This is a genomic window from Endozoicomonas sp. YOMI1, from assembly GCF_024606345.1.
Taxonomy (GTDB): Bacteria; Pseudomonadota; Gammaproteobacteria; order Pseudomonadales; family Endozoicomonadaceae; genus Endozoicomonas.
On sequence record NZ_JAHHPM010000453.1, the window covers coordinates 1 to 1,207 of the forward strand.

General features: G+C 56.3%; 1 protein-coding gene. It reads left to right on the forward strand.

Translation table 11 applies throughout. The features are described 5' to 3' along the window. Window positions 1–1,207: PEP/pyruvate-binding domain-containing protein (locus KDK15_RS16020; protein WP_257296392.1), on the forward strand; the 1,207-nt coding region annotated here is incomplete at both ends.

Here is a 1,207-nt window from a genome sequence, read left to right on the forward strand (position 1 = left end):
CATCACAGCCGGTTATTGTCCGCAGTTCTGGTATCAACGAAGATAGCTACGGCGATGCCCAGGCAGGCAAATACCTCTCTGAAGTTCAGGGAGAAGACGATGTTCTTCGCACCTGCCTTAAGGTGATGGCCTCAGGTTACCGGCCTGAAGTATGTCCCGGGGGCATACCACAACCTATGGCACTGATTATCCAGCAGTGTATTGACTGCCTATTTGGCGGGGTAGTCATGAGCTTTCAATCACCTGAGGATAATACCATCAGGGTTGAGTTCACCCCCGGCCAGCCCAGGGGCGCAGTGGCAGGGCAGTCCGGTATCACGCCCCACCGCATCGATATTTCTCGCAAGGATGGCCAGACAGGCGCTGACAACACTCAATACTTTCCCGGTACAGTACCAAGCCACTTCATCCTGCGCAAAAACAGGGATAATACCGGCTATTCGGAAACACCGGTTGATGCGGGTGTCCAACCAGACGGTGACGGGCAACGACTCACTGATCACACGATTTCAATGCTCACGCAAGCGGTGAAATTGCTGGAAGACCTATTGCTCTGCCCCGTGGATGTGGAGTTTGCCATTGATCGTCAGGGTCGCCTGTTCCTGTTGCAGGTGCGCCCGATTACCCGACTGTCTGGCGGCATGGATTTTGCCATGCCCATACCCGAAGAGACCCTGGCCAGTGGCGAGGGCGTCAGCGAAGGCTATTGCACCGGAACTCTATGGCTGGCCAATCAACAAACAGCAGACACTATGCCAGAGGGAGCCATTGTCGTGGCCCTACACCCTGAAGTGTGGATGCTTGAGCCGGAGTTCCTGAAACGGGCAGGGGGTTTTGTTGTTGCCGCAGGAGGATTCAATGACCATGTGGGGATCCTCATGAGGCAGATAAAAATGCCCTTAATGGTGGCTGGTGACCTGTACCCGGCTGTGGCTGGTGACCTGTACCCGGCTGTGGCCGCTCAGGTTGGCCAACAGGCTACGCTGGCCTGCGCGCGCTTTAACGGTGAGCCCGGTGCCTTCATTGTGACCGGTGACCTTACCGAAAAACTGGCCAGTCACGGGAGCCTGTCCTCTGCTTTTTCTGATGTGCCGTTAGCAAGAGCCATTCCGTCATGGGATGATTTGTCCCTCCCGGACGGCGCATTCTGTCAGGTTGCCAGCGGTTTTCAGTGGCTCACGGACCAAAATGCCCGCCTGCTGGCACT